A 25973-nucleotide genomic window follows, 5' to 3' on the forward strand; every position below is an offset into this window, starting at 1 on the left:
TTTCAGATCCTGTCCAGCATCTTGTCCAGCCAACCGAAGAAGCCGGTGGCGTCGGTCGTGTCTTCCCGCAAAAGTCCGGCGCTCGCATCAAGCGGCGTACGCTTGCGCGGCGGCAGATATTTGTTCACCGGGCGCGTGCCCTGCTCCGGCATCAGGTCGATGCCGCCACGTTCGGCAACCAGCTTCGACACTTCCGAGCCGGGATCGCCAAGATCGCCGAAATGTCGCGCATTGGCCGGGCAGGTGCGCACGCAGGCAGGCGTCCTGTCCGCTTCTTCGAGCGTCTCGTTGTAGATGCGGTCGATGCAGAGCGTGCATTTCTTCATCACGCCGGCGGCAAGGTCCATTTCCCGCGCGCCGTATGGACAGGCCCATGCGCACAGGCCGCAGCCGATGCACTTGTCTTCCTCGACCAGAACGATGCCGTCATCGGCGCGCTTGTAGGAAGCGCCAGTCGGGCACACGGTCACGCAGGGTGCGGCCTCGCAATGCAGGCAGGATTTCGGGAAATGCACGATGCGCGCCTCCCCCGCCTCGCCCACGACCTCGCCTTCGGGAATAACCTCGAAGGAATGCACCCGGTTCAGCCAGGCGCCGGAAACCTCAGCACCATACGGGTCCTGATCGGAAAGCGCTGCGCCATAACCGCCGGTGTTCCACTCCTTGCAATTGACCACGCAGGCATGGCAGCCGACGCAGGTGTCGAGATCGATAACGAGACCGAGCTTTTTCGGTGTGGGCAGGCCGGGAAGCGACGTCATTGCGCCCACTCCTGCCCGTAGCGCAGTTCGGCCGGATGCGGCTCGGGTTCCGGCTGCGCCACCGGCGACCATTGCGGTTCGCTGACACCACCGGCATCAGCCTTTTCGATCCTCACACGCAGATCATACCATGCCGCCTGTCCGGTCACGGGATCGGAATTGGACAGCCGCAATCCATCCTCACGCGGCGGCAGAAGTTCCGCAATCAGGTGATTCAAAAGAAAGCCCTTTCGGGATTCCGGCGCACCCGCATCCAGCGCCCATGTGCCGGCCCGCTTGCCGATGGCGTTCCACGTCCAAAGGGTCGAGGCGTTGACCGCCTCCATGCGCGCCACCTCGACCTTGATGCGGCCGTGATGCGAGATCACCCATGCCCAGTCGCCGTCCTTCAGGCCAAGCTCGTCACAGATCGGCCCCGGCACATAGAGCGGATTGCGCGTATGGATCTGCCGCAGCCAGGCATTCATCGAGCCCCATGAATGATACATGGCGGCCGGCCGCTGGGTGACGGCGTGATAGGGATATTCGCTGCGGTCCACCAGCGCCTCGCCGAATGGCCGATACCAGTCCGGCAGCGGGTCGAACGCCTGCAATATGCGCTCCCGATGCGTTTGGGGTGCGAACGGCGCGCGCAGCCCCTCGGCCGACAGCCGGAATTTCTGCAAATTCTCCTGATAGAGTTGGAATGTCACCGGCTGCGGCGTATCGAAGAACCCCATGCGCACGGCAAAATCCTGATAGGCCTGGTTCGCGTGCTTGAAGAACTGCGCCTCCATGGAGATATGCGCCGAAAAGAACGAGCCGTTTTCGATATAGCGCCGCAATTGCTGCCGGTTGGCAGCTCCCCTGCCGGCCTTGTCGCCATGCAGCCCCCGGAAACCGGCAAGCGGCCCGATGCCCGGCCGTCGCTCATGGCGCACGATGTAGTCGGCATAGTCCTTGTAGAGCGGCCGGCCAAGACCATCGCAAAAACCCGGAAGGTTAAGCCGCGCACCAAGGTCGAGCAGCACCGTCTGGAACGGCCGCACATCGCGGTCCGGCTCCAGAACCGGCCAGCGAATGGCGTCCTGAACGGCATCCGGCTCCGAAATCGGCCGGTCGAGCAGCGAAATGCAGTCGTGGCGTTCCAGATAGGTGGTGTCGGGCAGTACGAGGTCGGCATAGGCGACCATCTCCGAGGCATAGGCATCGGAATAGATGATTTTCGGAATACGATACTCGCCGGTTGCCTCGTCCTTGTCCTCCAGCATTTTGATGGTGCCGGCCGTGTTCATGGACGAGTTCCACGCCATGTTGGCCATGTACATGAACAGCACGTCGACCGGATAAGGATCGCCGGCATGGGCGTTGGCGATCACCATATGCATCATGCCATGCGCCGCTATTGGAGCATCCCATGAAAACGCCTTGTCGATGCGGGCGGGGCGGCCGTCTTCATCGACCAGCAGATCTTCCGGCCCGCGCGGAAAACCGAGATGCGGCCCGGCCAGCGGCGTGTTGGAACCGAAATGCTCGGCCTTGCCGTGTGGTGTCGGATGTGCCGACAGCGGTTTCGGATAAGGCGGCTCGAAGCGGAAGCCGCCGGGGCAATCCACCGCGCCGATCAGCACCTGAAGCATGTGCAGCGCGCGCGTCGTCTGAAAGCCGTTGGAATGAGCCGAAAGCCCGCGCATGGCGTGGAACGAGACCGGCCGGCCCACATAACCCTGATGGCGCTGGCCGTTCATGTCGGTCCATGGCTGCCCGATGAAGATTTCCTCCTCGAAGGCAATGCGTGCGATTTCCGCCGCCAGCCCCCGGATCGTGTCCGCCGCGACACCCGTTTCGGCGCAGACGGCTTCGGGCGCATATTTGTCGTCCAGATATTTTTCGGCCAGAAGCTGGAACGACGGCACCGCAAATCGGCCGTCATCCAGCTGCACCCGACCCGAAAGCCCCGCCCGCGCGCCTTTGGTGCCGGCCGGCACGATCTGTTCGGTTACCGTTTCATGGACGAGCGGCCTGCCCTCGCCGTCGCGCGCGAATAGGCCGTGCTCTGCCATTCCGGGCGCGTCGATCACCAGCCATGTGGCATTGGTGTAGCGCACCAGATAATCGACATCGATCCTGCGCGCCTTCAGCAGCTCATGCACCACCGACAGGATCAGCAGGCCATCCGTGCCCGGCCGGATGCCGATCCAGTTGTCGGCCACCGCCGAATAGCCGGTGCGGATCGGGTTGACCGAGACGAAACGCGCGCCGCGCTTCTTCAGCTTCGCGATGCCCATCTTGATCGGATTGGAATCATGATCCTCGGCCACGCCGAACATGACGAACAGTTTTGTCCGCTCCCAGTCCGGCGCGCCGAACTCCCAGAACGCCCCGCCGATCGTCATAATGCCGGCCGCCGCCATGTTGACCGAGCAGAAGCCACCATGGGCCGCATAATTGGGCGTGCCGAACTGCTGCGCCCAGAACCCGGTCAGCGATTGCGACTGGTCGCGCCCGGTGAAGAAGGCGAGTTTCTTCGGATCATCCGCACGCACCGTGCCCAGCCAGTCAGCGGCAGTGGCCAGCGCTTCAACCCATGAAATTTCCTGAAACTGCCCGGACCCGCGCGGTCCCACCCGCTTCAGCGGCGCCCGCAGCCTTGCCGGCGCGTAATGCTGCATGATGCCGGCAGAACCCTTGGCGCACAGCACGCCCCTGTTCACCGGATGGTCGCGATTGCCTTCGATGTAGCGGATCTTGCCGTCCTTGATATGGACATTGATGCCGCAGCGGCATGCGCACATGTAGCAGGTGGTCTTGCGCACCTCATCCGCGACCGGCCTTGAAAGCGCGACACGCTCTCTGGGTTTCATCGGCAATGCTCCTTGCACCCAGTGGTAGCCGGACGCCGCCGGAAAGGAAATGCCGGACGCCCGCCACAGGATACAAAATGAACAGGAGCGTTTCTGGTTGCCAGCTCAGTTGGTGACGACGATGCGGGTGTTGTTCATGCCCGCCTCGCGCACCAGCGCATAAAAGGTCGCGGCATTGCCGGTCTGCAGCCGCACGCAGCCATGCGAGGCGGGCCGGCCAAGCTGTTTGACAGCACCGGTGCCGTGGATGGCATAGCCGCCATGGTAGAAAACAGAATAGGGCATGGGCGACATGTCGTATTTGCGCGAATGCCACATTCTGTGCATGCGCTTCGGCCGCCAGGTACCACGCGGCGTGACATAGCCCTTGCGCGCCGTGGAGACTTTCCATGTGTAGAGCACCCGGCCGTGTTTCCTGACCGTCATGGTCTGGGAGGAAATGCTCACCTTTGCCTCAAGCATTCCGGCGCTTGCCTGAACCGGCGATCCCAGCATCATCGCAACCAACGCGGCTGCGGCAATCATGATTTTCTGCATCCGACACTCCCCTCTTTCAGCCCTTGTTCGCTAAATTCTCCACATTTTCTTGTTTCCTGGACATCACCTTGCGATGATCTTCCCTATTGATTGAGAATTTACTGACGCAATGCGCGGCATTGACGCCTTTTGCCTTGCTGAACATACGGCTTGCCAAATCCCCCCGATCCTTGCTCAACTGCTGCCATGCAAGATCGAGTTCCCGTGCCTGAAAAGCTGCTTGAAGCCGTGGAAGCGCGCCGCGAGGAAGTGACGGCGCTGACAAGGGATCTGATCAGGTTCCCAACCGTCAATCCGCCTGGAGAAGCCTACACCCCTTGCGCGGAATTCATCGGCGATTACCTGAAACGGCACGGCTTCGGGATCGAGTATATCCGCGGCGAAGGCGCGCCCGGCGACACCGATCGCTATCCGCGCACCAATGTGATCGCCCGCTTCGACGGGCGCGTGCCCGGTCCCACCGTGCATTTCAATTCGCATATAGACGTGGTGGAAGCCGGCGACGGCTGGACGGTCGATCCCTTCGCCGGCATCGTGAAAGAGGGTCGCGTCTATGGCCGGGGCGCCTGCGACATGAAGGGCGGGCTTGCATCGTCCATAGTTGCCGCACTTGCCTTCATGCAGGTCTATCCGGATTTTCCCGGTGCCATCGAGATTTCAGGCACGGTGGATGAGGAATCGGGCGGCTTCGGCGGCGTCGCCCATCTGGCGAGGCTCGGCTATTTCTCGCCGCCGAAGGTCGATCACGTCATCATCCCCGAACCGCTCAACAAGGAACGAATCTGCCTTGGCCATCGCGGCGTGTGGTGGGCGGAGATCGAGACGAAGGGCGAGATCGCGCATGGCTCCATGCCCTTCCTTGGCGACTGCGCCGTGCGCCACATGGGCGCGGTGCTGCAAGCCTTCGAGGATGAGCTGTTTCCGGCGCTGGACGCCAAGCGCACGGCGATGCCCGTGGTGCCGGAAGGCGCGCGCCGCTCCACCATGAACATCAATTCGATCCATGGTGGCCAGACCGACGATTTCCGCCCCGGCCTGCCCTCGCCCAACGTGCCTGACCGCTGCCGCCTCACCATCGACCGGCGTTTTCTGCTGGAAGAAAAGATCGGCGACGTGAAGCAGGAAGTCGTCTCGATTCTCGATCGACTGAAGCGCGATCGCCCGAAATTCGACTATGAAATCCGCGACCTGATGGAAGTGCAGCCGACCATGACCGAGCGCGATGCGCCGGTGGTCAGGGCGGTAGCGAAAGGAATCATGGCGCTGTTCGAGCGCGAGCCGGACTATGTGATTTCGCCCGGCACCTACGACCAGAAGCACGTCGCCCGTCTCGGACATCTATACGATTGCATCGCCTATGGCCCCGGCATTCTGGATCTGGCCCACCGCCCTGACGAGTGGGTCGGCATCGACGACATGGTGGACGCAGCCAAGGTCATGGCCATCGGGCTCAACGTGCTGCTGCGCGGCGGCGCACATTGACGCGCCATACCGCAACGCACAAAAAGCGCGACAAAGGCGATTTACTCACGGGCGATTCCGCGCTTTGATCTGCCACATCGGGAGACAGGGAGAACACCGATGAAATCCTGGACATCTTTCCTTGCTGCGGCAGCGATCGCGACAGCACTGAGCCTGCCGGCGTTCGCCGCGCGCACGGATCTCGTCATCGGCATTCCGCTGGAGCCGCCCCATCTCGACCCGACCGCGGGCGCCGCCGCTGCCATCGATGAAGTGCTGTATGCCAACGTGTTCGAGGGGCTGACCCGCATCGGCCCCTCCGGCGAAGTATTGCCGGCGCTGGCCGAAAGCTGGGAGATTTCCGACGACGGCGCGGTCTACACTTTCAGGCTGCGCAGCGGCGTTAAATTCCATGACGGCAGCGATTTCGACGCCGAAGACGTGAAATTCTCGCTCGACCGCGCCCGCGCCGCGGATTCGGTCAACGCCCAGAAAATCCTGTTCGAAGCCATCGACAGCGTCGAAGCCGTCGATCCGGCCACGGTAAAAATCACGCTCAGGCATCCGCAGGGCGCTTTTCTTTACAATATGGGCTGGGGCGACGCGGTGATCGTGGCGCCGGAATCGGCCGGCACCAACAAGGAAAAGCCGATCGGCACCGGCCCGTTCCGCTTTGAAAGCTGGGCCAAGGGCGCATCGATCCGGCTGGCGAAGGCGGACAGCTACTGGGGTGAGTCGGCTTATCTCGACAAGGTCGAATTCCGCATCGTGCCCGATGCAGCAGCCGCCGTGCCCGCCCTGCTTTCGGGCGACGTGCAGGCCTTCCCCTTCTTCCAGCCTGACGGCGTCGCCCAGATCGAGGGCGATCCGCGCTTCAAGGTGGAAGTCGGCGCGACGGAGGGCGAAACGCTGCTGACGATGAACAACAAGAAGGCGCCCTTCGACAAGCTCAAGGTCCGGCAGGCGATCTCCTACGCGCTCGACCGGCAGGCGATCATCGACGGCGCTTCGGCAGGTCTCGGCACGCCCATCGGCTCGCACCAGTCGCCAGCCTCGAAAGCCTATGTGGACCTCACCGGCACCTATCCGCACGACGTCGCCAAAGCAAAAGAGCTGCTGAAGGAAGCCGGGCTGGAGAATGGTTTCAGGACCACCATCAAGCTGCCGCCGCCCTCCTATGCGCGTCTCGGCGGTGAGATCATCGCCTCGCAATTGCGCGAGGTCGGCATAGAGGCCGAAATCATTCCCGTCGAATGGGCGCAATGGCTGGATCAGGTCTTCACCCGCAAGGATTTCGACCTCACCATCGTCTCGCACACGGAGCCGAACGACATCGATATATATGCGCGCAAGGACTATTACTTCAATTACGACAATCCGGCCTTCGACAAGGTGATCGCAGAGCTGAACCTCATCTCCGACGAGGCAAAGCGCAACGATCTGCTCGGGCAGGCGCAGAAAATCCTCGCCGACGATGCCGTGGTCGGCTTCCTCTACGAACTCCCGAAAGTGGGTGTATGGGACGCGAAGCTCGAAGGCTTCTGGAAGGACGCGCCCATTCAGGCCAATGATGTGACGAAGGTGCGGTGGACGGACTGAGCGCCAATCCCCGCATCGGACACTCCGTCCGATGACGGCCTATCTCGCGAAACGCCTCGCCATCGCCGCGATCACGCTTGCGCTGGCTTCCGTGGTGGTGTTTGCGGTGCTGGAGATCGTGCCGGGCGATCCCGCTCGCGTCATGCTGGGCATGAATGCCAGCGAGGCACAGGTCGAGCAGCTGCGCCAGCAGATGGGCCTCGACGGCGGCCCGGTGCAGCGCTACCTGCACTGGTCCGGCAATCTCCTGTCGCTCGACCTTGGCCGTTCCTACACCTACTCCGTGCCCGTCATCGATCTGATCACGGAGCGGCTCGCGGTCTCCCTGCCGCTGGCGCTGATCGCGCTGATGCTCTCCACGGCCATCGCCATTCCGGTTGGGCTCTACGCCGCCTCGCGGCGCGGCAGGGCCGGTGATGCTATCTCGATGGGCGCGGCGCAGCTTGGCGTGGCGGTGCCCAACTTCTGGTTCGCGCTGTTGCTGGTCTATCTGTTCGCGGTCTGGCTGCGCTGGCTGCCAGCCGGCGGTTTTCCGGGCTGGAGCACCGGCGTCTGGCCGGCCCTCAAGGCCCTGATCCTGCCGGCCTTGGCACTTGCCCTGCCGCAGGCCGCCATCCTCGCCCGCGTCACCCGTTCGGCGCTGGTCGATGTGCTGTCGGAGGACTATATCCGCACCGCCCGCGCCAAGGGCATGCCGTGGCGCAAGGTGCTGTGGGGCCATGCGCTGCGCAACGCGCTGATCCCGGTCGTCACCATCATGGGCCTGCAATTCGCCTTTCTTTTGGCCGGCACCATCATCATCGAGAACGTGTTCTACCTGCCGGGTCTCGGCCGTCTCATTTTTCAGGCCATCACCCAGCGCGACCTGATCGTGGTCGAAAGCGTGGTCATGCTGCTGGTCGCCACCGTCATCGCGGTCAACCTGATGGTCGACCTGTCCTATGCGCTGGTCGATCCCCGGCTCAGGAACCGGGCATGAAGGCGCTCGCCAACCGCTCCCTGCTGGCCGGCTGCGTGATCACCGGTCTGATTGCCCTGATGGCGCTCGTCTCCTTCCTGTGGACGCCCTATGACGTGACGAAACTCGTGGTGGCCGACCGGACGCAGGCCCCTTCCCTCGTCCACTGGTTCGGCACCGACCATTTCGGCCGCGACATCGCCTCGATGATCATGGTCGGTGCGCGCAATTCCATTGCCGTGGCGCTTGTGGCGGTAGGCATCGGTATGGGGATCGGCGTGCCGCTCGGTCTGTTCGCGGCGGCACGCGGCGGCCTGCTGGATGAAGCGCTGATGCGGCTGAACGATCTCGTCTTCGCCTTTCCCGCACTTTTGTCGGCGATCATGATCACCGCCATTTTCGGCCCCGGCGCCGTCAACGCCATCATCGCCATCGGCATCTTCAACGTGCCGGTCTTCGCCCGCGTGGCGCGTGCCGGCGCGCTGTCGGTCTGGCCGCGAGAGTTCATTCTGGCCGCCCGCGCCGCCGGCAAGGGCCAGGCGCTGATCACCGTCGAGCACATCTTGCCGAACATCGCTAATCAGTTGCTGGTGCAGGGAACCATCCAATTCGCGCTCGGCATATTGGCGGAAGCCGGCCTCTCCTATCTCGGCCTCGGCGCGCAGCCGCCCATGCCGAGCTGGGGACGCATGCTGTTCGATGCCCAGACGCGCATGACCATCGCCCCATGGATGGCGCTGTTTCCCGGCATGGCCATCGTCATCACCGTTCTGGGGCTGAACCTTCTGGGCGACGGCATCGCCGACCTGCTCGATCCGAAGTCGAGGCGGCGCCGATGAGCCTGCTTGAGATCGAGAAGCTGTCGCTTTCCATCGGGGCCGTGCCGGTCCTGAAGGACGTCGATCTGTCCGTTGGGCAAGGCGAGATCGTGGCGCTGGTGGGTGAATCCGGTTCCGGCAAGTCGATGACGGCGCTGACCGTCATGCAGCTCCTGCCCCACGCCGCGCGCTTGTCCGGACGTGTGCTGCTGGACGGATCCAATCTGCTGGAGGCCGGCGAAGAGCACATGTGCACGCTGCGCGGCGACGACATCGGCATGGTGTTCCAGGAACCGATGACAGCGCTCAACCCGCTCAAGACCATCGGCGAGCAGGTAGCCGAAGGCATACGCTGGCACACGCGCTCCAGCCGGGCGGACGCCGAGGAGCGCGCCCGCCAGATACTCGACCGCGTCGGTCTGCCGGAGACGAAATTCCCGCTGTCGCGCTTTCCGCATGAACTGTCCGGCGGCCAGCGTCAGCGCGTGGTCATTGCCATTGCCTGCGCGCTGAAACCCCGGCTGCTGATTGCCGACGAACCGACCACGGCGCTCGACGTTGTGCTGCAGGCGCAGGTGCTCGACCTTTTGCGCGATCTGGTGGCGGAAAACCGCATGGGCCTGCTCCTGATCTCGCACGACCTTGCGGTCGTGGCCGACATGGCCGACCGCATCAGCATTTTGCGCAATGGACAGGTGATGGAGGATGGCGAGACCGCACAGGTTCTCTCAACCCAAACGCACCCCTATACGCGGCAACTGGCACAGGCCTCGACCCATGTGCCGGATATCCGCGCCGCAACCACGCGCAACAAGCCCGACAGCACGCAGGCCCCGCTGCTTGTCGTCCAAAACCTCACCCGCGACTATCCCGGCCGCCGGATTTCCCTGTTCCGGCGCGGCGCACCCACCCGCGCCGTGGACGATGTGTCGTTTTCCATCGCGCCCGGCCGCTCGGTGGCGCTGGTCGGCCGCTCCGGATGCGGCAAGTCCACGCTGGCGCGGATGGTGCTGGCGCTGGACAAGCCGACCGCCGGCGAAATCCACTTTGCGGGCGAAAGCCTGACCGGCAGGAGCGAGGCCGAGCTGAAGCCGGCGCGGCGAAACATGCAGGTGGTGTTTCAGGACCCCTACGGCTCCTTCGATCCGCGCCAGAGGGTCGAAAAACTGGTGGCAGAGCCGCTGCATCTTCTTGAAAGGAAGCCATCAAAGGCGGAACGCCGCGAGATGGTGGCCTCAGCACTTGCCGAAGTCGGCCTCGGGCCGGACGCGCTCGACAAGTATCCGCACGAATTCTCGGGCGGCCAGCGCCAGCGCATTTCGATTGCCCGCGCCATCATCACGCGGCCGAAGCTGGTGGTCGCTGACGAGCCGGTGTCGGCGCTCGACGTGTCGATCCGCGCCCAGATCCTCGACCTGTTCGCGGATCTGAATGCGCGGCTTGGCATCGCTTACCTGTTCATCACCCATGACCTCACCGTCGCGCGGGCCATAACGGATGAGGTGATGGTGATGGAGGAAGGCCGCATCGTCGAGCGCGGCCCCACGCACGATGTGCTGGACAACCCGCAATCGGACGCGGCACGAGAGCTGGTTGCCGCCGCTCCGGACCTCAGCCGCGCGCTGGCGCGCCGGCTACGCGAACAGGGTTAGCTCAGCGCCGGGCGGCCTTCACCACGTCTGCCGGATCGACGTCAAGCACTTCCAGCGTGCGCTTCAGCAGCCTGATCTCGTTCGCGGCAAGGCTGGCGTCGGCTTTCGCGATCTCGACCATATGGCCGGCAAGAACGCGCCGGCGCTCGACCGGCAGATCGCGGAACAGCGCGATCGCCTGCGCGCCCGTCGTCTCGTAGCCTGCCTCGTTGAGATATTCGATGACGGCATCGACGCTGCTTTCAGGAATGCCGAAAGCATCGCGGCAGATGCGGCGGAAGGTTTCCATCTCGCTGTCGCTGACCGAACCATCGGCCAGGATCATGCGAAACAGCATCAGCAGTTCGGCGGAGAGAACCGGATCGTCGGCCACCTTGCGAACGCCGGGGTCCCCCTCGAACATGTTGCGGATATGGTCCAGAAACGCGAACGCCATTGGCAGGCCCCCTCATGCGGCAATGCCGACATAGTTAGAGCATCGCGGCGCAAAGGGGAATCCGCTTTCACCTCTCATGGATCGACATGAAGGCAGGGTGTGGCCATTGCGCAATCATGCTCCATATGATGGAAAGCTGAAAACCCCGCCGCTTCTTTCCCACGGTGTAATCATGTTCGAACTCGCCGCCGATACCGTGGCCCTGCTGGCGCTGGCCGCCTTTCTTGCCGGCATCATCGATTCCATCGCGGGCGGCGGCGGACTGATTACCATTCCGGCCCTGCTGCTTGCCGGAATGCCGCCGGTGGAAACGCTCGGCACCAACAAGTTGCAGGGATTGTTCGGATCGGGTTCCGCAACGCTGGCCTATGCAAGCAAGGGGCATGTGGACCTGCGCAGGCAACTGCCCGCCGCCGCCTGTGCCCTGATCGGCAGCGCGTTGGGAGCGGTTGCTGCCACCATCGTGCCGGCTGAAATCATGCAGGCTGCCCTTCCCGTCTTGCTCATCGCCATCGCACTCTATTTCGCCCTGAAGCCCAACATGGGCGATCTCGACCGCACCGAGCGCATGTCACCCTTTCTGTTCGGGCTCACGGTAGTGCCGGCCATCGGCTTCTATGACGGGCTGTTCGGCCCCGGCACGGGCTCCTTCTACATGCTGGCTTTCGTGGCATTGGCCGGATACGGGGTGCTGAAGGCTACAGCCCACACCAAGCTGCTCAATTTCGCCACCAATGTCGGCGCCTTCGGCATCTTTGCCATTGCCGGGGTGATCTACTGGAAGATCGGCCTGATCATGGGCGTGGCGCAGTTTCTCGGCGCAAGGCTGGGCGCGACGCTGGCGATGCGCGTGGGTGCCGGCCTGATCAAGCCGCTGCTGGTCATTTCCTGTGTGGCGCTTGCCATAAAGCTGCTGGCCGACCCGGCCAATCCGCTGCGCGTGGCTTTGGGGATGTAGAAACTACCGCGCCAGCGCAAACATCGCATCGCAGTCCAGACAAGCCTCAAGCTCCTCGGCAATATCATCGAGCGCCCGCTCGACTTCGCCGCGATAGTCGGACACGGAGCCCTTCACACCAAGGCTTTCAAGGAAACGCGCGCGAAAACGATCGGCTGCGAACAGCCCGTGCAGATAGGTACCGAATACCTTTCCATCCGCCGAAGTAGCGCCATCTGCCAACCCTTCGATCTCTGCGACGGGCCGGCTGCAATCCGGCCCCGCAGTGCGTCCGAGATGGATTTCGTAGCCTTCCAGCGGCAAGCTGAAGGCAACGGAGCGGGCACTGACGTTGCGCACGGTCTTCTCAGGCTCCATCACCGTCTCGACATCGAGAAGGCCGAGCCCCTCCGTCTCGCGCACGCTGCCCTCGATCCCGTCGGGATCACGCACCTTGTTGCCAAGCATCTGGTATCCGCCGCAGATGCCGACGACATGCCCGCCGCGCCTGCGATGTGCTTCCAGATCGCGATCCCACCCATTTTCACGGAACCGCATAAGGTCGGCGATGGTCGACTTCGAGCCCGGAATGACGATCAGCCCGGCATCTTCGGGCAATGCCTGCCCGGGCGGCACGAACACCACCTCGACCTGCGGCTCGGCGCGCAGCGGATCGAGATCGTCGAAATTGGCGATGCGCGACAGCATCGGCACCGCCACCTTCAGCGCCCGCGCCTCGCCGGCGGCCAGACGTTCCAGAACGACCGAATCCTCGGAAGGAAGGCGCGAGGCGGCTTTCAGCCACGGCACCACCCCAAAACAGGGCCACCCGGTGAATTTTCCAATCGCTTCAATGCCTTCCGAGAACAGGCTGACATCACCTCGAAACTTGTTGATGATGTACCCGGCCACCATGTGCCGGTCCTCTTCGGGCAGAATGAGATGCGTTCCGGCCAGCGAGGCGATGACGCCGCCGCGATCGATGTCGCCCACCATCACCACAGGCACGTTCGCGCGGGTGGCGAAGCCCATATTGGCGATGTCGCGCGGCCGCAGGTTGATCTCGGCCGGCGAGCCGGCTCCTTCCACGATCACGAGATCGGCACCCTCGCCGACCTTCGCCCACGATTGCATCACGGCATCCATGAGCTGACCCTTGAGGGCCTGGTAATCGCGGGCGCGTGCCTCACCCAGCACCTTGCCCTGCACCACCACCTGCGAGCCGATATCTGTCTGGGGCTTGAGCAGAACCGGGTTCATATGGACGGTTGGTGCAACGCCGCAGGCCAGCGCCTGCAGCCATTGCCCGCGCCCGATCTCGCCGGAGCCGGCTTCACCCGGAATATCGGCCACAGCCGCATTGTTCGACATGTTCTGCGGCTTGAACGGTCGCACTTTCAGGCCGCGCCGAAGCGCGGCCCGGCACAGGCCGGCAACCAGTACGGTCTTGCCGACATCAGAGCCGGTGCCCTGCAACATGATCGCCCGCGCCGTCAACGCACGGCTTTCCAGCGAAGTGGCTCATGCATTTGTGCCAGCATGCACTATCCCGATCTTTAATTTTTGCACAGCCGCTCCGCTCGAGGTTGGGTTGCGCGACCTCTTCATTGGTCTAGAGTGTCACGCATTCTTAGCCAAGCATTGCCGGCGAGCAAAATGACGGCCCGCCGATAGACCGGAGGACGCGATGGACGGCGCTGTTTCGAGCCATGAAAACCAGTTCGAGCTGACCGAGGATCAGCGGGCCATTCAGGAGATGGCGCGCGCTTTCGCGGAAGATCGTGTCGCGCCTCACGCGCTGGAATGGGACAGGGAAAAGCGCTTCCCCACGGACGTCATTCGCGAAACCGGCCCGCTCGGGCTCGGTGGTATCTATGTGCGCGATGACGTTGGCGGTTCCGCCCTTTCGCGCCTGGATGCTGTGCTGGTTTTTGAAGCGCTTTCGCAGGCCTGCCCGGCCTTTTCCTCCTTCATCTCCATCCACAACATGGCTGCGTCGATGATCGACCGCTATGGCAGCGAGGAGCAGCGCCAGCGCTTCGTGCCGAAGCTGACCTCGATGGAATGGCTGGCAAGCTATTGCCTCACCGAGCCGGGCTCGGGTTCCGATGCGGCGGCCCTGCGCACCAAAGCGGTGCGCGACGGCGACCATTATGTGCTGAACGGCGTCAAGCAGTTCATTTCCGGTGCCGGCGACAGCGAGATCTATGTCGTGATGGCGCGCACAGGTGAGGACGGCCCGAAGGGCATCTCGACATTCGTGGTCGAAAAGGACACGCCCGGCCTCTCCTTCGGCGCCAATGAGCACAAGATGGGCTGGCACATGCAGTCCACCCGGCAGGTCGTGTTCGAGGATTGCCGGGTGCCGGCCGCCAACATGCTGGCGCAGGAAGGCAAGGGTTTCTCCATCGCCATGTCCGGGCTCGACGGCGGGCGCCTCAACATCGGCGCCTGCTCGCTGGGCGGCGCGCAGTCCGCGCTCGACAAGGCTCTGGCCTATGCAGGCGAACGCAAGGCCTTCGGCAAGAGCATCGATCAGTTCCAGGCGCTGCAATTCCGCCTCGCCGACATGGAAACCGAACTCCAGGCGGCGCGCATCTTCCTCTACACGGCCGCCGCCAAGATGGATGCGAAAGCCCATGACACGTCCAAATGGTCGGCTATGGCCAAGCGTTTCGTAACCGACACGGGCTTTAGCGTGGCGAACGATGCGCTTCAGCTTCTGGGCGGCTACGGCTACCTGCACGATTACGGCATAGAGAAGCTGGTGCGTGATCTGCGCGTGCACCAGATCCTCGAAGGCACCAACGAGATCATGCGCCTGATCGTCGCCCGCCACATGATCGGCAGATAACACAAACAAGGCTGCGGACCGGGCCGTTCCACGGCCCTGCCCCTGCAGCGCTTCTTTACCCGTTTCGGAGGAAAACAGATGACCACGATCGCCTTTATCGGCCTTGGCAATATGGGCAACCCCATGGCCTCCAACCTCGTCAAGGCAGGCCACACGGTGGTGGGCTTCGACCTGATGGCCGAAAACCTTGCCACGGCCCGCGAAAACGGCGTGACTATCGCGCAGGATGCGATTTCGGCCGTCGGCGATGCCGATGTCGTCGTCACCATGCTGCCGGCCGGCAAGCATGTGGTTGCCGTCTATGGCGAGATCGCCCCGGCTGCGAAGCCCGGCACGCTGTTCATCGATTCCTCCACCATCGACGTGGAGTCGGCGCGTAAGGCCCACGCGGTCGCCGCCGAGCACGGCCACGTCAGCGTCGATGCGCCCGTTTCGGGCGGCACGGGCGGCGCTGCCGCCGGCACGCTGACCTTCATGTGCGGCGGCGCGGAAGACGCCTTCACCCGCGCCGAGCCCATCCTGCAACCGATGGCGGGGCGTATCGTGCATTGCGGCGGCGATGGCGCCGGTCAGGCCGCCAAGATCTGCAACAACATGATCCTCGGCATATCCATGATCGGCGTCGCCGAAGCTTTCGTGCTGGGCGAGAAGCTTGGCCTGTCGCATCAGGCGCTGTTCGACGTAGCCTCGACCTCTTCGGGCCAGTGCTGGTCGCTCACCACCTATTGCCCGGTGCCGGGTCCGGTGCCGACTTCGCCCGCCAACAACAGTTACAAGCCGGGCTTCGCAGCCGCATTGATGCTGAAGGATCTGAAGCTGGCTCAGGAAGCCGCGCAGGGCGCCGGCGCAGCAACCCCGCTCGGCGCCGAAGCCGCACAGCTCTATGGCCTGTTCAATGCACAGGGCGGCGGAGGAACGGATTTTTCCGGCATTGTCGAGTTCCTGCGCGGCAAAACCGGCTGAAACCAGTCGCCCTGCCCAGGTCGCTTTCTCGCTCCCGAGTTGCATCATCCCGGCTGTAATACACGTCCTGCGTTCACCTCTAAGCCATGAAAAATATTGCAAATTTAGGTTTGATTAAGCTCTTGCTAACCTCGCGGTAACGATGTCGCGGTAAAACCATATCCGAAGGCGGGCGACCGCCCCACGCTTCGGATCAGGTCATGCGTACCGAAGCGGAAAGTTCAGAGAAGCGTTTCAGGTTTCGCAGCGTGTGAGTAGCGAAACATCCAGCGTATCCGGCAAAGCCGCGCTCCCCACAGAGCGCGGTTTTTTGCTTCTTACGGATCACGCGACAGGAAAACCGCCGCAAAACGGCGGCGGTTTCTCAAGCCCGGAAAATCAGGCGAACAGATCCTTGTGCGCCAGATCAAGCGCCTTGCCGATCCGCTCGCAGGCAAGGTCGATGGTCTCGCGGGTCCAGATCAGCGGCGGTGACAGGATCATGGTGTCGCCGGTGGCGCGCAGCATCAGCCCGTTGGCGATGGCATGATCGCGAACCACGACCGCAGCGCGGCCATCGCCCTCGAACCTCTCCTTCGTCGCCTTGTCCCTGACGATCTCGATCGCGCCCATCAGCCCGAACGAACGCACCTCGCCCACCAGCGGATGATCGGCGATGCGCTCGCGCAACGCCTGCGCGAAATAGGGTCCGGTGTCGTTCTTCACGCGCTCGACCAGCCCTTCCTTCTCAATGATGTCGAGATTGGCAAGCGCCACGGCGCAGGCCACCGGATGACCGGAATAGGTATAGCCGTGATAGAACTCGCCACCCTTCTCCGTCAGCGTCGTGGCGATACGGTCACCCACCAGCAGCGCCGAAAGCGGCTGATAGCCCGATGTCAGCGCCTTGGCCGTGGTGATCGTATCCGGGGTGATGCCGAAGGATTGCGCGGCAAACCATTCGCCGGTGCGCCCGTAACCGGTGATGACCTCGTCCAGCATCAAAAGCACATCGTATTTGCGGCAGATGCGCTCGATTTCCGGCCAGTAGCTCATCGGCGGAATCTTGACCCCGCCCGCCCCCATGATCGGCTCGCCGATGAAGGCCGCGACATTTTCCGGCCCTGCTTCGAGGATGGCGTCCTCGACCGCCTTTGCAGCGCGCAGGCCGAATTCGTGGTCGCTCTCGCCCGGCAGCGCCAATTCATAGGCATAGGGCATCATCACATGGACGATATTCGGCACCGCACCGCCAAGCTGCTGGTGCATCGGCTCCATGCCGCCCAGCGAAGTGCCCGCCACGGTGGAGCCGTGATAGGCATTCTTGCGCGAAATGATGCGGTTCTTCTGCGGTTTGCCTTCCAGCGCCCAGAAATGACGCACCAGCCGCAGCGCCGTATCGTTGGCTTCCGAACCCGAAGAGCCGAAGAAAACCTGATTGACGCTTGGCGGCGCCAGCTCGGCCAGCCGCTTTGCCAGCAGAACCGGCGTCGGCGTCGAGCATTTGAAGAAGGAATTGTAGTAGGGCAATTCCTTCATCTGGTGGTAGGCCGCGCGGGCCAGTTCCTCGCGGCCATAGCCGACATTGACGCACCAGAGCCCGGCCATGGCGTCGAGAATTTCATTGCCTTCGGAATCGAAGATATACGGCCCTTCCGCGCGCGTGATGATGCGCGAACCGGCCTCGCGCAGTTCCTTGTGGTCGGTGAAGGGGTGAAGGTGGTGCGCGGCGTCGACCTGCTGAAGCTGTTTCAGCGAATAATTCTGATAGGTCATGATGTTACCCTTGTTTCCTGAATCTGTCCGGCAACTGTTCCGGGAGACGGCTTCAGGAAGCGTTGGGTGGTGAATAGCCAATGCGCGCGCACAGGCGCAGAAGCTCGGCATGACGGGTGCGCGGTGACGGCGTCACCGCGACAAACCATCTCGCAGACTGAGACACAGCCAAATTCATGCACTGAACATAACACAATTCCGGTCCCAGACCAGATCAGGCATGGTGACCTGCTTCAGTCGCCGAACTCCGCATAGCTGGAGAACACGGAAGCATCGCTGGCCTGACTTGCGCTCTGTGACATGAGCATCAGGGCCTCGCTGCTGCGCGGATCGGAGATGCGTTCCAGCATCAGCCCGAAGCGCTCATTGGTGAGCGCGGACAATGCCGTCTGGCGCGCGGCCTGCACGGCGCTGCCCATCTGTTCGGAGCTGCTGCGCGCATTCGCGACGGCTTCGCGCCCCACATAAGTTCCCGGTCCTGTGTTTCCGTCGATGCGCATAAAAAAGCCCCTGTCTCTGAAACAAAGGCATACACCGGAAGGAATTTCGATGGCATGTTCCGAAAAGATTGCATTTTAACAACCCCACGAAGCCGGCTGATAACAAGCCGGCTTCGTGGAGGAATGGCTAACGATCAGTTGCCGGCCGAAAGCGCTTCAGCCAGCCGTATCAGAGAAAGAAACTCCGACCGATAACCGAACGGGTCCTCCCCACGCGCCGCCGCCGCCAGTTGGGAAACCCTGTCGTAGCCGAAGCCATCGAGTCCACCTTCATCGCGCAATTTCTGGCCGAAAGCTGCGACGGCAACGGAAAACCGCTGGTCTGCGCTTGCCGCATCGAATGAAGCAACATCATCCGCCGCCGTTACCGGGCGGGTGATCAGCTTTGACACATCCTGATCCGGCAGCTTGTAGCGGATCTTCACGAAGGCATATTCGTCCGCATTGGCGACACCGCCATTGTCCGTGGAAGCTTCGCCATAACGCAGGTCATCGATCCTCTGCTCTGCGCCCTTCGGCGTGATCTCATAGATCGCAGTGACCGAATGGCCAGAACCGATATCGCCGGCATCGACCCGGTCATTGTTGAAATCCTCGCGGGCGAGCGCGCGCGTCTCGTAGCCAATCAGCCGATATTCAGCGACTTTCTGCGGATTGAACTCGACCTGGATCTTCACATCCTTGGCGATCGGGAACAGCGTCGAGGCGGATTCCTGAACCAGCACCTTCTCGGCCTCCGCCAGCGTATCGATATAGGCGGCTGTGCCGTTGCCGTTCTGGGCGATCGTCTGCATCATGCTGTCGTTGAGGTTGCCGCGCCCAAAGCCCAGAACCGAAAGAAATATTCCGGCCTTGCGCTCGCCTTCGACGAGACGTTTCAACTCGCTGTCGTCGCTCTGGCCGACGTTGAAATCACCGTCGGTGGCCAGCATGACCCGGTTCACACCGCCCTCCACGAAGGATTGCTTCGCCAGCCGGTAGGCCTCGCGGATACCCGCCTCTCCGGCCGTCGAGCCGCCGGCCTGCAAGGTATCGATGGCCGCAAGGATTTTCGCCTTGTCCGATGCTTTGGTGGGTTCGAGCACTGTCCCGGCCTCGCCCGCATAGGTGACGATGGACACGGTATCGTCCGCCTCCAGCCGGTTGACCAGCATGCGGAAGGCCGATTGCAGCAGCGGTAGCTTGTCGGGCTCGTTCATGGAACCGGACACGTCGATCAGGAATACGAGGTTCGCCTTCGGCTTTTCGGCCGGCTGCACATCATACCCCTTGATGGCGACATGCATCAGCCGGTGCGCGCTGTTCCACGGCGCCGGCATGACCGAAACATCCGCATTGAACGGCGTGTCGGCGGACTCCGGCCCTTTCCAGTCATAAGGGAAGTAGTTGATCATCTCCTCGACCCGCACCGTATCGGCCTGCGGCAGCACGCCTTCCTTCAGCGAACGGCGCACATAGGCATAGGAAGCCGTATCGACATCGACGGAGAAGGTAGACACGGGCTGCTCTGCGACAGAGCGCACCGGGTTGCTGTCGAAATTGCCGATCCGGTCGCGATTCGGCTCAGGCGACACCAGAGGTTCCGGCATGGGAGGCACCACCGGCGCGCGCTGCATGGTGGTTCGGTGATTGAGCTGCGCCACCGCGCTATGCTCGGCCAGAGCCTTGGCGGGTGCGCCCGCCGGCGCAGCCAGCAGCCGCTCGGACATCGCTGCGGAAGGCGCCGGCTGAGGCTGCATCTCGGCGTCCGCCGCCTCGGCCTGCTCTCCGGCGCTTTCCAGCAGCGTCTTTGTCTCTGCATGGGGCGCGCTGGCGACCTCATCCGTCGCGTCCGCAACAGGCTGCGGCTGCTGCCTGCCTGTGGCGAATGGTTGCTCCTGCAACAGGTGAAGCGCCGTATAGCCGGCGATGGGCAGGGCAACGAGGCCGGCAAGGGCCGGCACGGCAATCAGTTTTTTCTGCATCACGTCTCTCCAGAGCTTGCGTGCTCGGTCCATGAGACGTTGCTTCCCAGCCGATCCTTGGGGCACGGCTGAAATTTCTTCTTCCGCGTCGAATGCCTGCATGGCCGCGTGCAGCGCGCGCACCCGCGCCTCCGGGCTTGCCCGGGGGACGGCCCCAGCGCCAAGCTTTCCAAGTTCGTTGTCATCCACCATGGTCACACTTCCCCGGCCTGACGCATCAGCACCTTAAGCCGCTTCTTCGCTTCATGGATGTGCCAAGACACGGTTGCTTCCGAAATCGCCATCGCATCGGCGGTGGCGGCATGGGTCAGCCCCTCGCCATAGACCAGAAGCACCGCCTCGCGCCGCTTGTCGGGCAGGCGCCGCACACACTGCCACAGATCCTCGGCCAGTTCGTCCGCATCGTCGGAGGCCTGAACCAGCGTCAGGACCTCGCTGCCATAGGCCTGCGTCTTCACCGTCTCGCGTGCGCTCTTACGCGCCATGTCGCGCGCCGCGTTCAGCGTCATGGCGTAGAGCCATGTGCTGAAGGCGCCTTCACCGCGCCAGCCGCGGATCGAGCGCCCCATGCGTACGCACACTTCCTGCGCGATATCCTCGGCATCGGTGCGGTTGCCGCTCCAGCGCCAGGCGACACGATGGACGAAATCATAGTGCCTTTCGACCAAAGCGCCGAAAGCCGCCCTGTCCCCATCCCTCGCCCTGCCGATCAGTTCGGCATCCGAGGCGTCGCCGTCATCGAGCATCATAGCCATCATCGTGCCTTGGACGACGCGATTCGGCCATTCCTTGGGTGGAAATCAAAAAAAAGCACGTGAAAATCCAAAAAACGTCCGAAGTCAGGATTTTGAGCTTCCCGGCTCAACGGTGCGCACATCCACATGCAGCTTCCTGCCCGCACCGGCTCCGGCCAGCCCGGCACCCAGCCCGATGGCGACAACGAGCAGCGCCGCCGCATCGAAGCTGCCGGTCCAGCCCCGGATCAATCCGAAAAGCAGGGGCCCGACCGCCGCCAGAACATAGCCGACACCCTGCGCCATGCCCGACAAATGCGCCGCGACATGCGAATCCGAGGCGCGCAGCACGATGACCATCATCGCCGCCGCGATCAGGCCACCCTGCCCTATGCCCTGCATGGCGGCCCAGAACAGAACCGACCATGTGGGGGCGAACATCATGCCGAGCAGGCCCACGGTGGCGCAGAAAACCAGCGCCACGTTCACGCCGCGCTGATCTTTGCAGCGCACGGCAAGAGAAGGAATGCCAAGGCAGGTCACGACCTGCACCATCACCGATAGCGAGACGATGCCGCCTGCGACGGTCGGCTCGAAGCCACGCTCGCGCAGCATCGGCGCCAGCCAGCCGAACACGCAATAGGCAAGCGCGGACTGAAGGCCGGTAAACAGCGTGACCTGCCACGCCAGACGATCACGCCAGAGGCCCTCGACGCGGAACCCCTTGTGCGCGGACTGAGATTTCAACCGCAGCGCCTGTGGAACAAAGATAAGCAGGACAACGAATGCAGGAACCGCCCATGCGGCAAGCGCTGCCTGCCACGAGCCAAGAACATGTTCCAGAGGGAGCGTGAGTCCCGCAGCGGCGGCCGAACCGCCGCAAAGCGCCATCGTATACAGGCCGGTCATGATGGCCGCATGTTCAGGAAAGTCGCGCTTGACCACGCCGGGCAGCAACACGTTTGAAACCGCGATCGCAGCACCGGCGGCGAACGTGCCGAAAAACAGAAGCCAGACCGTATCCACGCCGCGCAGGGCTGTGCCAAGGGCCAGCAGCAGCAGCGCGCCGGCCAGCGTCTTCTCCGCGCCATAGCGCTGAGCAAGGCCGGGCGCGAAAGGCGCGAACACGCCAAGGCACAGCACCGGCAGTGTCGTCAGCAGGCTGGCGCCAACGGTCGAAAGCCCCGTATCGCGGATGACCTCCGGCAGGACGACCGAAAGCGAGGGGAAGATCGGGCGCAGGTTGAACGCGATCAGCACCAGGCTCACCGCAAAAAGAAGGCGCGCGGCCGTGCTCCCGAACTTCGGAGGCGCGGGCGGCGGGAGGCTGTCGACTTCGGCGTCTATCAGTTGCTGATCGAGAGCTCCGGTGGCGTCCTGCGAGGAGGACGCGTCGAAATAAGGTGTCTGCGCAGTCATTGAGAGAGAAGCCGATCGATCTGGAGGAGAACAGGCGCCATGAAAACGCGTACGGAAGCAGCAGCCCGGTCAGGGTCGCCGGATGCAATGGCTTCGACGATCTCGGCATGAGCGCGATCGTCGGGCTCGGGCAGGTGACCGCTCAGAGTGGACTGGATCACGTCGGTTATGGCAGCGGTGAAGAAATCATAGATCTCGACCATCGCCTGGTTGCCCGATGCCTCCACAACGGCCCGATGGAAAGCCAGATCGCGCTTCACGAAGGCCTCCCGCCCCACGGCGGCAACATTGCTGCGCTCTGCGAGCAGCCTGCGCAGCCGTGCAATATCATCAGGCGTATGGCGCAACGCCGCCAGCCGGGCGGCTTCCACATCCAGAAGAGCGCGAGCTTCCCACTGGTCGCGCAGGCAGGTCTGGCGCACCCGGTCCAGCGTGGCGGCAGGGTCGGAGGTGGCGAGCACATACGTGCCGGAACCCTGTCGCGTTTCAAGCAGCCCCTGAGATACAAGCACACGCACAGCCTCACGCACGGTACCGCGGCTGACGCCGAGCGTCTCCATCAGCATCGCCTCGTTCGGAATCCGCTCGCCCACGGCCCAGCGGCCGCCGCTGATCTGGCTGCGCAAACTCTCTGCCGCACTGTCGGTAAGATTGGTTCTGGCTACCTGTTTCATATTAATCATCAAATCATCTGATGACTTTTGATAGGCGTACCGCCACCTGCTGTCAACAACCAGAACCAGCCGGATTTTGTGAACTCCCCGCACCGGCGAGCGAAATGAAATCTCGCCCAAAACGGATTCGCCCGAATTTCAATGAGTTAATCAACCATCCTGAATCAATTCGGCAACATGCTGAACAAGTCTCTGAGGGTCATGATGATCTGCGCAACCAGCCCCGGCCGGCACGCCTGAATGTCATGTGCACCACACATCAGAAGCCGCCCGGCAAAAAGGCCGCTCCTTGCGGCGCGGCCCTTCTGGTCAGGAATATCCGATATCGGTCAGTTATTGACCGTGTCTTCGACGGCATTGGCCGTCGACTTCACATCCTTGCCAACACCCCTGACTGTGTTGGCGCAGGCGGCCAGTGCCAGAGCGCAGATGATGACGGTTACAGGCGCAAGACGTGACATGAACAGTGTCTCCCTCTTCGGTAGTTTCGCCTGTGAGCAACGGGAAGCTGTGGGAGTTGTTCCATCGCAACTGTCAAAAACGTGTCGTCTTCAGAATTTTCCTGTGCGATGCAGCACATCAAAAGTGGCCCGGATATGATCCGCCACAGCCTTTACGGGCGCACTTGCCTCCGGCGCCACCACCATGGCGAGGATGTAGTTGCCAATCTCCGGCATGCCATCCGCGGGGCCGAGTTCCACCATGTCATCGCCGAGAAACGACTTCGGCAGCGGCGCCACCGCCAGATCCGCCATAATGGCCGCGCGCTGGCCAGCCGTGTGCGCGCTCATATAGGCGACGCGATAATCGCGGCCTTCCCGCCCGAGCGCCTCAAGCGCTCCGGCACGCCAGGCGCAGCCCTCCTCCCAGATCGATACCGGCAACGGTTCGCGCATATGGGCGCAGCCGCCTTTTGCTCCTGCCCACACGATCGGTTCGCTCAGCAAGGTTTCGGCTCCGTGCGAAGGCTTGCCATAGGAGTTGGTGAGCAGCGTGATGTCGAGCGCCCGGTCATCCATGCGGCGGCGTAAATTCACGCTCTGATCGATGGTGACGTCCACGGCGATGGACGGGTGCGACTGCGCGAAACGCTTGAGCACATGCGGCAGCACGCGCTCGCCATAGTCGTCGGGCGAGCCGAGCCGCACCACCCCGACGATATCCGGCACGATGAACTTCGATACCGCCTCGCGGTTGATGGCCAGCATGCGCCGCGCATAGCCGAGCAGCATCTCGCCATCCGTGGTCAGCTTCACCGAGCGCGCATCGCGCGAGAACACGGCACGTCCGAGAATATCCTCAAGCTTCTTGATCTGCATGGAAACCGCGGACGGCGTTCGGTAGACGGAACTGGCAGCAGTCGTAAAACTTCCCGTTTCGGCGATGGCGACGAAGGTGCGCAACACATCGAGATCGAGCAACGGCAAGGGGTGATTGAGCGGAGCATTCATCAGCTTCTCATTCAGTAATTTTGAACAAAACCTTCATTCCATTTCGTTTGATTGAACATCAACGTCGCGCGATAGTCAACCTCATCGAAGCGAGGCACGGATACCCCCGCCTGAAGCAGGTCGCTCCAAAGTGGGAACCGGTTTCGGCACAACGACACGATTGAAACAGGGACTTAAAGCGCAGGGAGCGAAGCTGAAAGATCGCGACGCGCTTTAAGAACATCCGCCCGGCTGGAATGAAAGGAGACAGATATGACCCTGCTGCCGCTTATCTTCAACGCGATCGACACCATCAGCAAGGCGCGCGCACGCCATCAGACGGAACGCATTATGCGCTCCCTGCCGCTGGAGATACAGAAAGACATCGGCTGGCCCAACACCAGCGAGCCACCCTGCACGCCAGTTCAGATCGCCGCCCGCAACAGCCTCGGCTTGCGGGCCGGCCAGTGCTGACCCCCTTTTCCGGCACCGGATACAGGCTTTGCTGCGTTGCTGCGCACAAACCCGGCTCGCCCTGACCGCCGAGCCGGCAAAATATCTTTTTACCGACACCCTACCCGATTGACAGGAAATGATTTTCCTGATGACGCTATGCCATAAGCGACGTTCCGCACGCGCCTTGGCACCGGGAGGGTACCTTGAACGCCGTACAGCAGCCGATCAAACGGTCATTCGTCTTTTTCCTGGTACCCGACTTCACCATGATCGCCTTTGCAACGGCGCTGGATCCTCTGCGCTCGGCCAATCGCATGCTCGGCTACGAGGCCTATAGCTGGCGCCTCGCCAGCGTCGATGGCAGACCCGTGCGTGCATCAAACGGCGTCGAGTGCGCCGTCACCACATCGCTGGAGGACGAGCGCCGCAAGATGTCGGGTCCGGAGCGGCCATCCATGGTCGTCGTCTGCAGCGGGCTTGAGGTGGAAAAATACCACAACAAGTCGGTCTTCGCCTGGCTTCGCGAGGAATACAATCGCGGCGTCGCCATCGGCGGGCTGTGCACCGGCGCGCATATTCTGGCCGCAGCGGGACTTCTCTCGAACAAGCGCTGCGCCATCCATTGGGAAAACCTGCCGGGCTTTTCCGAAACGTTCCCGAAGGTGAATGTGTTCGCCGATCTCTTCGAGGTCGACCAGAATATCTACACCTGCGCCGGCGGCACCGCGGCTCTGGATATGATCCTGAAGCTGATCGGCGAAGATTTTGACGAGCATCTGGTCAATCGCGTTTGCGAGCAGGTGCTGACCGACCGCGTGCGCAGCCCCACCGACAGGCAGAGGCTGCCATTGCGGGCGCGTCTCGGGGTACAGAATTCCAAGGTGCTGACCATCATCGAACTTATGGAGTCCAATCTTTCCGAGCCGCTGTCACTGATCGAGATCGCCGACAATGTCGATCTGTCGCGCCGTCAGATCGAGCGCCTGTTCCGCTCGGAAATGGGCCGCTCGCCAGCGCGCTATTATCTGGAAATTCGTCTCGACCGGGCAAGGCATCTGCTGATCCAGTCGACCATGCCTGTGGTGGAAGTGGCGATTGCCTGCGGCTTCGTTTCGGCATCGCATTTTTCCAAATGCTACCGCGAACTCTACGCGCGCTCGCCCCAGCAGGAGCGCATGGACCGCAAGCAACTGCTGGCGGCGTGAACGGCATCCGCAGTCCC

At 62.7% G+C, this 25973-nt stretch carries 23 protein-coding genes; 10 read left to right on the forward strand and 13 right to left on the reverse strand.

What is annotated here, in order from left to right:
- Positions 1 to 2 precede the first annotated feature (2 nt).
- The 3 genes from HNR59_RS12920 to HNR59_RS12930 all read right to left on the reverse strand — a co-directional run bounded on the left by HNR59_RS12920 (position 3) and on the right by HNR59_RS12930 (position 4141).
- Positions 3 to 761, reverse strand: a complete 759-nt coding sequence (locus HNR59_RS12920; protein WP_183830807.1) for a 4Fe-4S dicluster domain-containing protein — start codon at positions 759 to 761, stop codon at positions 3 to 5.
- The gene (locus tag HNR59_RS12925) at positions 758 to 3604 is read right to left on the reverse strand and encodes a molybdopterin oxidoreductase family protein (protein WP_183830809.1); all 2847 of its coding nucleotides are present in this window, start codon (positions 3602 to 3604) and stop codon (positions 758 to 760) included. Before HNR59_RS12925 ends, HNR59_RS12920 begins: the two co-directional genes overlap by 4 nt.
- 105 nt (positions 3605 to 3709) lie before the next feature.
- Positions 3710 to 4141 (reverse strand): L,D-transpeptidase, encoded by a 432-nt coding sequence (locus tag HNR59_RS12930; RefSeq protein WP_183830812.1) that lies wholly within the window; start codon positions 4139 to 4141, stop codon positions 3710 to 3712.
- Positions 4142 to 4345: 204 nt separating this feature from the next.
- On the opposite strand from HNR59_RS12930, the gene HNR59_RS12935 reads away from it, so the two are divergent.
- The 5 genes from HNR59_RS12935 to HNR59_RS12955 all read left to right on the forward strand — a co-directional run bounded on the left by HNR59_RS12935 (position 4346) and on the right by HNR59_RS12955 (position 10629).
- Positions 4346 to 5623 (forward strand): acetylornithine deacetylase/succinyl-diaminopimelate desuccinylase family protein, encoded by a 1278-nt coding sequence (locus HNR59_RS12935; RefSeq protein WP_183830814.1) that lies wholly within the window; start codon positions 4346 to 4348, stop codon positions 5621 to 5623.
- 99 nt (positions 5624 to 5722) lie between these two features.
- A complete protein-coding gene (locus HNR59_RS12940; protein WP_183830816.1) occupies positions 5723 to 7201 on the forward strand; it encodes an ABC transporter substrate-binding protein in 1479 nt (492 codons plus the stop codon).
- Between the two features lie 31 nt (positions 7202 to 7232).
- Positions 7233 to 8180, forward strand: coding sequence for an ABC transporter permease (locus HNR59_RS12945; protein ID WP_183830818.1), 948 nt, complete (start codon positions 7233 to 7235; stop codon positions 8178 to 8180).
- Positions 8177 to 8998 carry an ABC transporter permease gene (locus tag HNR59_RS12950; RefSeq protein ID WP_183830820.1) on the forward strand — a complete coding sequence of 274 codons (822 nt, stop codon included), beginning with the start codon at positions 8177 to 8179 and terminating at the stop codon, positions 8996 to 8998. The genes HNR59_RS12945 and HNR59_RS12950 overlap by 4 nt, the downstream gene beginning before the upstream one ends.
- The gene (locus tag HNR59_RS12955; protein ID WP_183830822.1) at positions 8995 to 10629 is read left to right on the forward strand and encodes an ABC transporter ATP-binding protein; all 1635 of its coding nucleotides are present in this window, start codon (positions 8995 to 8997) and stop codon (positions 10627 to 10629) included. Before HNR59_RS12950 ends, HNR59_RS12955 begins: the two co-directional genes overlap by 4 nt.
- 1 nt (position 10630) lies before the next feature.
- On the opposite strand, the gene HNR59_RS12960 is transcribed toward HNR59_RS12955, so the two are convergent.
- Positions 10631 to 11065 carry a tellurite resistance TerB family protein gene (locus tag HNR59_RS12960; RefSeq protein WP_183830824.1) on the reverse strand — a complete coding sequence of 145 codons (435 nt, stop codon included), beginning with the start codon at positions 11063 to 11065 and terminating at the stop codon, positions 10631 to 10633.
- Between the two features lie 172 nt (positions 11066 to 11237).
- Between HNR59_RS12960 and HNR59_RS12965 the strand changes: the two genes are divergently transcribed.
- On the forward strand, positions 11238 to 12023 hold the full coding sequence (locus tag HNR59_RS12965; protein WP_183830826.1) for a TSUP family transporter: 786 nt from the start codon (positions 11238 to 11240) through the stop codon (positions 12021 to 12023).
- Positions 12024 to 12026: 3 nt separating this feature from the next.
- Here HNR59_RS12965 and HNR59_RS12970 read toward each other — a convergent pair whose 3' ends face one another.
- A complete protein-coding gene (locus tag HNR59_RS12970; protein WP_183831577.1) occupies positions 12027 to 13481 on the reverse strand; it encodes a cobyric acid synthase in 1455 nt (484 codons plus the stop codon).
- A 208-nt stretch (positions 13482 to 13689) separates the two neighbouring features.
- Here HNR59_RS12970 and HNR59_RS12975 point away from each other — a divergent pair, with 208 nt between their 5' ends.
- Both HNR59_RS12975 and mmsB read left to right on the forward strand, forming a co-directional pair.
- On the forward strand, positions 13690 to 14856 hold the full coding sequence (locus HNR59_RS12975) for an isobutyryl-CoA dehydrogenase (RefSeq protein WP_183830828.1): 1167 nt from the start codon (positions 13690 to 13692) through the stop codon (positions 14854 to 14856).
- A 78-nt stretch (positions 14857 to 14934) separates the two neighbouring features.
- On the forward strand, positions 14935 to 15819 hold the full coding sequence (mmsB, locus tag HNR59_RS12980; protein ID WP_183830831.1) for a 3-hydroxyisobutyrate dehydrogenase: 885 nt from the start codon (positions 14935 to 14937) through the stop codon (positions 15817 to 15819).
- Positions 15820 to 16197: 378 nt separating this feature from the next.
- On the opposite strand, the gene HNR59_RS12985 is transcribed toward mmsB, so the two are convergent.
- The 8 genes from HNR59_RS12985 to HNR59_RS13020 all read right to left on the reverse strand — a co-directional run bounded on the left by HNR59_RS12985 (position 16198) and on the right by HNR59_RS13020 (position 24316).
- Complete coding sequence (locus HNR59_RS12985; RefSeq protein WP_183830833.1) at positions 16198 to 17574, reverse strand: aspartate aminotransferase family protein; 1377 nt, start codon at positions 17572 to 17574, stop codon at positions 16198 to 16200.
- Positions 17575 to 17807: 233 nt separating this feature from the next.
- Entirely contained in the window at positions 17808 to 18074 is a 267-nt protein-coding gene (locus HNR59_RS12990) for a hypothetical protein (protein ID WP_183830836.1), read from the reverse strand.
- 134 nt (positions 18075 to 18208) lie between these two features.
- Positions 18209 to 20038: a vWA domain-containing protein gene (locus HNR59_RS12995; protein WP_425488649.1), complete on the reverse strand. Its 1830-nt coding sequence runs from the start codon at positions 20036 to 20038 to the stop codon at positions 18209 to 18211.
- Positions 20039 to 20232: 194 nt separating this feature from the next.
- A complete protein-coding gene (locus tag HNR59_RS13000; protein WP_183830839.1) occupies positions 20233 to 20793 on the reverse strand; it encodes an RNA polymerase sigma factor in 561 nt (186 codons plus the stop codon).
- An 84-nt stretch (positions 20794 to 20877) separates the two neighbouring features.
- Positions 20878 to 22191 carry a CynX/NimT family MFS transporter gene (locus HNR59_RS13005; protein WP_183830842.1) on the reverse strand — a complete coding sequence of 438 codons (1314 nt, stop codon included), beginning with the start codon at positions 22189 to 22191 and terminating at the stop codon, positions 20878 to 20880.
- The gene (locus HNR59_RS13010; protein ID WP_183830844.1) at positions 22188 to 22865 is read right to left on the reverse strand and encodes a FadR/GntR family transcriptional regulator; all 678 of its coding nucleotides are present in this window, start codon (positions 22863 to 22865) and stop codon (positions 22188 to 22190) included. Before HNR59_RS13010 ends, HNR59_RS13005 begins: the two co-directional genes overlap by 4 nt.
- A gap of 329 nt (positions 22866 to 23194) precedes the next feature.
- Positions 23195 to 23326, reverse strand: a complete 132-nt coding sequence (locus tag HNR59_RS13015; RefSeq protein WP_239799010.1) for an EncA/B family entericidin — start codon at positions 23324 to 23326, stop codon at positions 23195 to 23197.
- Between the two features lie 90 nt (positions 23327 to 23416).
- On the reverse strand, positions 23417 to 24316 hold the full coding sequence (locus tag HNR59_RS13020) for a LysR substrate-binding domain-containing protein (protein WP_183830846.1): 900 nt from the start codon (positions 24314 to 24316) through the stop codon (positions 23417 to 23419).
- Positions 24317 to 24568: 252 nt separating this feature from the next.
- Here HNR59_RS13020 and HNR59_RS13025 point away from each other — a divergent pair, with 252 nt between their 5' ends.
- The gene (locus HNR59_RS13025) at positions 24569 to 24769 is read left to right on the forward strand and encodes a hypothetical protein (protein ID WP_183831624.1); all 201 of its coding nucleotides are present in this window, start codon (positions 24569 to 24571) and stop codon (positions 24767 to 24769) included.
- 248 nt (positions 24770 to 25017) lie between these two features.
- On the forward strand, positions 25018 to 25956 hold the full coding sequence (locus HNR59_RS13030; protein ID WP_425488663.1) for a GlxA family transcriptional regulator: 939 nt from the start codon (positions 25018 to 25020) through the stop codon (positions 25954 to 25956).
- Positions 25957 to 25973 lie beyond the last annotated feature (17 nt).

This window comes from Aquamicrobium lusatiense (genome assembly GCF_014201615.1).
GTDB classification, from domain to species: domain Bacteria; phylum Pseudomonadota; class Alphaproteobacteria; order Rhizobiales; family Rhizobiaceae; genus Mesorhizobium; species Mesorhizobium lusatiense.